The following is a 6,628-nucleotide window of genomic DNA, read 5'->3' as shown; positions in this document are numbered from 1 at the left end:
CCGCGCTCTCAAACCACCATCCACCACAACGATGTCCTCACTGCCGTATCAGGTTCCTAATGACCCCAAATTCAATTCTGCCAAAGTAGTGCTAGTGCATGTCATTGCCGCAAAACCGCTACGCACTTTTGCGCGACATGCCTTAGCGGCTGCGACCTCGTGTTCGGCCACGCCGGCGGGTTCGTCATCGATGTTCCCGCCGGTTGATATTTCATCACCCTCCGATCAGGGTCTCTCTTGCCATTGCCGAAAGGGATCAATCCTCACGGATGGCGCTGCTTTTGGCCGTATCCCGCATGAAGAGATAGATGACGAGCGAGATGCCGATCATTGCCGTCACATACCAGTAGAAGCCTTGCTCCCAGCCGCTGCTCTTGAACTTCAGTGCCACGAATTCGGCCGTACCGCCGAACAGCGTGTTGGCAAGAGCGTAGGGCAATGCGACGCCGAGGGCACGGATATGGGCCGGAAAAAGTTCCGCCTTCACCACCGCATTGATCGACGTGTAGCCGGTGACGATGATCAGCGCACCCATGACGAGCAGCCCTGCGATCAGCGGGTCCTTCGTGGTCTCGAGGGTCGAGAAGATCGGGTAGGTGAACAGCACGCCGCAAAGACCGAAGCCGATCATCAGCGGCTTGCGGCCGATCTTGTCGGAAAGCCCGCCTGCGATCGGCTGCAACAGCATGAAAACGAAGAGCGTGATCGCATTGATCTGGCTTGCCGTCTCGCGCGTGAATCCGGAGGTATTGACCAGGAATTTCTGCATGTAGATCGAATAGGCGTAGAAGGCGAGCGTGCCGCCGGCCGTCAGCAGCATCACCAGTGCGGTTTCCTTCGGATGCTGGGTGATGAGCATCCAGAAGCCGGATTTCTGCATATCGCTCGCGCGCACATTCTTGAAGCTCTCGGTTTCGGCAAGGCCGCGCCGCAGCCAGAAGACGACGACGGCAAGCGCCGCGCCGACGAAGAAGGGAATGCGCCATCCCCAGGCATTGAGCGTCTCCGCCGTCATAAAAGCCTGCAATATGATGAGGACGGCGATGGCGAGGAGCTGCCCCGAGATCAGCGTGACATACTGGAACGACGAGAAGAAACCCCGGCGCTGCCGGCCAGCCATTTCGGAAAGATAGGTCGCCGAAGCGCCGTATTCGCCTCCCACCGACAGGCCCTGCATCAGGCGGGCAAGGACCAGAAGTGCCGGTGCCGCCACGCCGATTGCTTCGTATCCCGGTGTCAGGGCGATGATCAGCGAGCCGGCACACATCAGCGTCACCGAAAGCGCCAACCCGGCCTTGCGACCCTTGCGGTCGGCATAAAGCCCCATGATCCAGGCGCCGATCGGCCGCATGACGAAGCCTACGGCGAAGACTGCTGCCGAGTTCAGCAACTGCGCCGTCTGATCGCCGGCGGGAAAGAAGTGCGGAGCAAAATAGAGTGCGAATGCGGCATAGACATACCAGTCGAACCATTCGACCAGATTGCCCGTCGAGCCGCCGATGATCGATTTGAGACGATTGCGTTTTCCGGCGGCATCCGCTGCTGCCGTCGTCTCGATGGAATCTTGCAATGTGTCCAGCATTGAACCTCTCCTCCCTTGGTCGCTTCAGCCGCCGCCATCACGATCGATCGCGACGGGATTTTGAGAGAAGCCGCATATGCGCTTGCCCGCCGGCCCATCGTTGCGAGACGGAACGGGCCAATACCGATTACTATCGAGGATCACTCTCCCAGTGCCATCATTGTTGCGTGTGGAAATCCCAGAGACGAGGACTATCAGGCGTCATGATACCCATATTGAAATATTTCATATTTTCATGATCTCACCGTGGTTCTTGCTATTATTTGCGCAAGATTCTGCATGGCAATTTCGAGGCTTGTGCAATATTCTGCACAAATGACTGCATTCGGATGGGCACGGATTCTACTTATAGCAATGGCTGGTGTGGCTGCCGCAGCCGGCATTTGGCTTACGGCGCTCTCGCTGTCGCGCCATGAGGCGCTGGCGCGGCTGGAAGCGGAGGCCGCCGGGCTTGCCGTGCAGCACAGCCGCCTGGTCGACAGCGAGCTGGCTCGTTTCCGGCTGTTGCCGATCGTGCTTGGCGAATATCGCGATCTAGGCGAGGCTCTTGCAAGCCCCACCGCCGACGCAGCCCGTCGGCTCGACCAAAAGCTCGGCTTTCTCGCCCATCAGACCGGTGCCTATATCATATATCTGGTCGACCATACCGGCCTCGTGATCTCCGCATCGAATGCGGGGACCGAGGATAGTTTCGTCGGCAAGAATTTCAGTTTCCGGCCCTATTTTTCCGAGGCGATGAAAGACGGCATGGCGGAATATTATGGCGCCGGTGCAATCAGCGGCCGGCCAGGCCTGTTTATCGCGCGCAGGGTCGGCGATGCGGCGGCGCCGGCCGGCGTCGTAGTCGTCAAATTCGAATTCGAACCCGTGTCGCGGATCTGGGCGAACGATCCGGGTAAAACGCTCGTCGTCGACGAACATCAGATCATCCTTGCCGCATCCGACCCGTCACAGGTGCTGACCGCGCTCGCGCCGCTATCGCCGGAGGACCGTGCCCGCGTCGTCGCGAGCGGCCAGTATCGGGACGCGGCGCTGGGGCCGGGGAACTACCGTGTGGAAGATGCCGGCCGTATTCGCGGACCGCGAGATCAGATCATGGTCGCAGCCGAGCAGCCGGTCGCCGGCACGCGTCTGCGCCTCCTGCATCTTCTCGATACGCGCATGGCCTTGCAGGAGGCCCGCGCGCAGGCTTGGCTGCTGGCCTTGCCAGTCATCCTCGGGCTCGTTGTCATCGGGGCTGCGATCTGGTGGCGAATGACCCGCGTCGCGCGGGCGGCGGCTGATCGGCGGGCGCTTGAAGAGGCCGTCGCCGCGCGCACGGCCGAACTGCGTGACGAGATGGCCGAACGCACCCGCGCCGAAGACCGCTATCGCGATGCCCGCGAAGAGCTTGCCCAGGCCAATCGGCTCGCTTCCGTCGGCTCGATCACGGCGGGGCTGATGCATGAAATCAACCAGCCGGTCGCCACCATTCGCACCTTGGCCGAAAACGCTCGCCACCATCTCGCCGCCAACCGCCTCGATCGCGTCGGAGCCAATCTCGATGCCGCGGTCGACGTGACGGCGCGCATAGGAACGATCATGCAGGAGATGCGGCGGTTTTCGCGCCGGGGGCGGCATGCCGCCGGGCCGGAACCGCTCGATGCCATCATCGCCTGTGCCTTGCTGTTGGTCGGGAACCGGTTCCGCAAGGCGGCTGTGCGGCTGGATCTTCCGCCACAGGGCCAACCGCAGGTGCTGGCCGAACGGGTGCGGCTGGAACAGGTTCTCGTCAATCTGCTGCAGAACGCCATCGATGCGGTGTCGAACGTCGACGATCCGCATGTTGCTTTGCTCGTCGAGGCCGCGGAGAAAGATACGGTGAGGCTGACGGTCGCCGACAATGGTCCGGGCATAGACCCGGACTTGGGGAAGGAGATATTCCGTCCCTTCATGACGGGCAAGCCCGATGGGTTGGGCCTTGGGCTTGGAATCGCCCAGGACATCATGAACGATCTTGGCGGATCATTGACGATCGGCCCGTCGCCGCTTGGTGGTGCGGCCTTCATAGTTACGATGAGGCGGGCATGACGCTGCAAGTGCCGCAGAAAGTGCTGCTGGTGGAAGACGACGGCCCTTTCAATGCCGCTCTCAGCGATTCCTTTGCCATAGCCGGTTTCGAGGTGGAGACGCATGGCGATGGGCAGTCGGCGCTGGCGAGCCTTGCCGTTGCGCTGCCGGGCGTGGTCGTCACCGACATCCGCCTGCCCCGCGTCGACGGACACGATCTCCTCGAGGCAGTGCAGGCGCGCGATCCCGACCTCCCCGTCATCCTGATGACCGGTCATGGCGATATCGCCATGGCGGTCGGTGCCTTGAAGCAGGGCGCTTATGATTTTATCGCCAAGCCTTTTGCCACGGATCACATGATCGCCTCCGTGCGCCGCGCGCTGGAAACGCGGCGTCTGGTGCTGGAAAACCGCCGCCTGCGGCAGGCCGCGGCGGAAGCGGAAGATACTTCGCCGCTTCTGGGCCAGACGCCGATCATGGCGCGATTGCGTGAAACGATACGCCAGGTCGCCGTCGCTGATGTGGATGTTCTGGTCGAAGGTGAAACCGGCACCGGCAAGGAACTCGTGGCGCGCCTCATCCACCGCTGGAGCAGGCGGCATGGGCGCAGCTTCGTCGCGGTCGATTGCGCCGCCCTGCCGGATGTGATCGCCGACGAAACCCTGTTCGGAAACCGCGCCCGGCGCGGACGCATCGCCGAGGCGGATCGCGGCACGCTTTTTATCGATGAGATCGACAGCATGTCGCCCATGCTGCAGGGACAACTTCTGCGTGTGGTCGAGGAGCGCGAATTGCCCTCATCGACAGGCGAGCCGGCTCCCGTCAATCTCCGGATCGTCGCGGCGACCAAGACCGATCTGCATGGTTCGGTCGCCGAGGGCCATTTCCGCGCCGATCTGCTCTATCGGCTGGAGACCGTGCGGATCCGCATCCCGCCGCTACGCGAGCGCCGGGCCGATATCGGCCTGTTGTTCAGTGCCTTTCTCGACGATGCCGCGCGCCTACACGGTGTTGCGCGCCCGCAAATCGATGCTGCGATGGAGGCGCGTTTCCTGACTGATGATTGGCCGGGCAATGTCCGCGAATTGCGCAACTACGCAACCCAGGTCGTTCTGGGTCTGACGTCAGCCCGGAGCCGACCCGCTTCGGAACTTGGTCTGTCAGATCAGATGGATCAGTTCGAGGCGAGCGTCTTGCGCGCAGCGCTTGACCGGTTCGAGGGTGATATCGCCAAGGTCGCTGCGGCGCTGCAATTGCCGCGCCGCAGCCTCTATGCCCGCCTGCAACGCCACGGCATCAACCCATCGGTTTATCGAAAGCGAGATAATGCGCATGGTGACGGTGGGAGGGGCTGATCAAATATGGCTCGGTTCGTTCGTATAGCATTCGTGCATATTGCGTGCGACCCGCATCCTCAGTGAGCGCCTCCGCCACCGCCTGCCTGTGGGCGCTTGGTGAACAGCATCGTGATAGCCGCGATGGCGAGCACCACGCCGATGACTGCGAAGGTATCGCTGAATCCCATGATCAGCGCTTGCCTTTTGATGACTTGGCCGAGCGCGATGATTGCCTTCTGCTGGGCCGCCTGATGATCCGAAATACCGTGTGACAGGAAGTAGTTTGTCATCTGGTCTATTCGTTGACGAACCTCATCGCGAGCAAGGGTCACGGATTGGCCGATGATGTTGGAGTGAAACTGCTCGCGTTTGGTCAGGATGGTCCCAAGCGAGGCGGTTCCCACCGCGCCACCAAGATTTCTCAGCATGTTCGCCAGGCCGGAGGCCGCCGCCGCATCCGCAGGGGCAATGCCGGCCGTGGTGATTGCGGTAACCGGGGTGATGACGAACGCCTGGCCGATGGCGCGGATGATGTTCGGAATGAAGAACTGGTCCCCGGCATTGTCGGCCGAAAGCGTGACGTTCATGAAACAGCTGAGCGCAAAAACCGCAATGCCGAAGAAGGCAAGCCAGCGCACATCCACGCGTTTCATCATCAGCGGCACCAGCGGGATCAGCAGTAGCTGTGGCAACCCCGTCCATGCCAGGACGTTGCCGATCTGCTCGGCATTATACCTCTGCACCTGGCCGAGATATTGCGGCAGGATGTAGACTGTGCCGAACAGCGCGACGCCCACGAGAATATTCGCAAGCACGCCCAGCCCGAAGTTCCGTTGCTTCAGTAGCCGCAGTTTCACCAGCGGCTTCGAAACCTTCAGCTCGATGATAATGAAGAGCGTCAGGAACACGGCCGCGACGATGCTGAGCCGGACGATGAAGGGCGAGGAGAACCAGTCGTCCTTGTTGCCCTCTTCTAGCACGGTTTGCAGGGCGGAGAGGCCGATCGCCATCGTGACGATACCGGCCCAGTCGCCTTCGCGCAGCAATTTCAGCTGCATCGGCTGCTTGTCCAGCGCCAGCGCCAGCGCCACCACCATGATGGCGCTCGGGCCGGCATTGATGAAGAAGATGGTCTGCCAGCCGTAATTCTCGGTCAGGTAGCCGCCGATCGTCGGGCCGATGGCCGGAGCGAAAGTGACGGACAGGGCAAAGATCGCCAGCCCCAAGGGCTGCTGCGGCTTCGGAAGCTTCGTCAGCACCATGGTGAAGGCCATCGGGATCAACACGCCGCCGGCAAATCCCTGCAGACCACGCAGCACGATCATCGTTCCGAGATCGTGGGCAAAGGCGCAGGAGAGAGACAACAGCGGAAACAGAACCGAGTTCACCAGGATGTAACGGCGAAACGAGAAGACGCTGCTGAGATAGGCGGTGAGCGGAATGACGACGATCTCGCCGATCAGGTAGGAAGTCGAGATCCAGGCGCCATTATCAACTCCGGTGCCGATGCCCCCCTCGATGTCGAGGAGGGAGGCATTGGTGATCTGGATATTCAGGATCGCCATGAACGCGCCGATCATGCCGGCCAAAACCGCGATCCACTCTCTTGTCGATGCGCGCGGCTCCGCCGCTGCGGCCGGCATCGGACGGCCATCCATCG

At 61.6% G+C, this 6,628-nt stretch carries 4 protein-coding genes; 2 read left to right on the top strand and 2 right to left on the bottom strand.

Annotation, left to right across the window (positions count from 1 at the left end; genetic code table 11):
- Positions 1-256: 256 nt before the first annotated feature.
- Positions 257-1,582 carry an MFS transporter gene (locus FHT84_RS25935; RefSeq protein ID WP_112342809.1) on the bottom strand — a complete coding sequence of 442 codons (1,326 nt, stop codon included), beginning with the start codon at positions 1,580-1,582 and terminating at the stop codon, positions 257-259.
- 354 nt (positions 1,583-1,936) lie between these two features.
- On the opposite strand from FHT84_RS25935, the gene FHT84_RS25930 reads away from it, so the two are divergent.
- Together FHT84_RS25930 and FHT84_RS25925 are read left to right on the top strand one after the other, a co-directional pair.
- Complete coding sequence (locus FHT84_RS25930) at positions 1,937-3,652, top strand: ATP-binding protein (RefSeq protein ID WP_246698636.1); 1,716 nt, start codon at positions 1,937-1,939, stop codon at positions 3,650-3,652.
- Positions 3,649-4,986: a sigma-54 dependent transcriptional regulator gene (locus FHT84_RS25925; RefSeq protein WP_183764924.1), complete on the top strand. Its 1,338-nt coding sequence runs from the start codon at positions 3,649-3,651 to the stop codon at positions 4,984-4,986. The genes FHT84_RS25930 and FHT84_RS25925 overlap by 4 nt, the downstream gene beginning before the upstream one ends.
- Before the next feature lie 59 nt (positions 4,987-5,045).
- Here FHT84_RS25925 and FHT84_RS25920 read toward each other — a convergent pair whose 3' ends face one another.
- Positions 5,046-6,626, bottom strand: coding sequence for a DHA2 family efflux MFS transporter permease subunit (locus tag FHT84_RS25920; RefSeq protein WP_112342813.1), 1,581 nt, complete (start codon positions 6,624-6,626; stop codon positions 5,046-5,048).
- Positions 6,627-6,628 lie beyond the last annotated feature (2 nt).

It is taken from the genome of Rhizobium sp. BK289 (assembly GCF_014193575.1).
Lineage (GTDB): Bacteria > Pseudomonadota > Alphaproteobacteria > Rhizobiales > Rhizobiaceae > Rhizobium > Rhizobium tropici_C.
The sequence above is the reverse complement of the archived record's forward strand: the minus strand, read 5'-3'. Positions and strand labels throughout refer to the sequence as shown.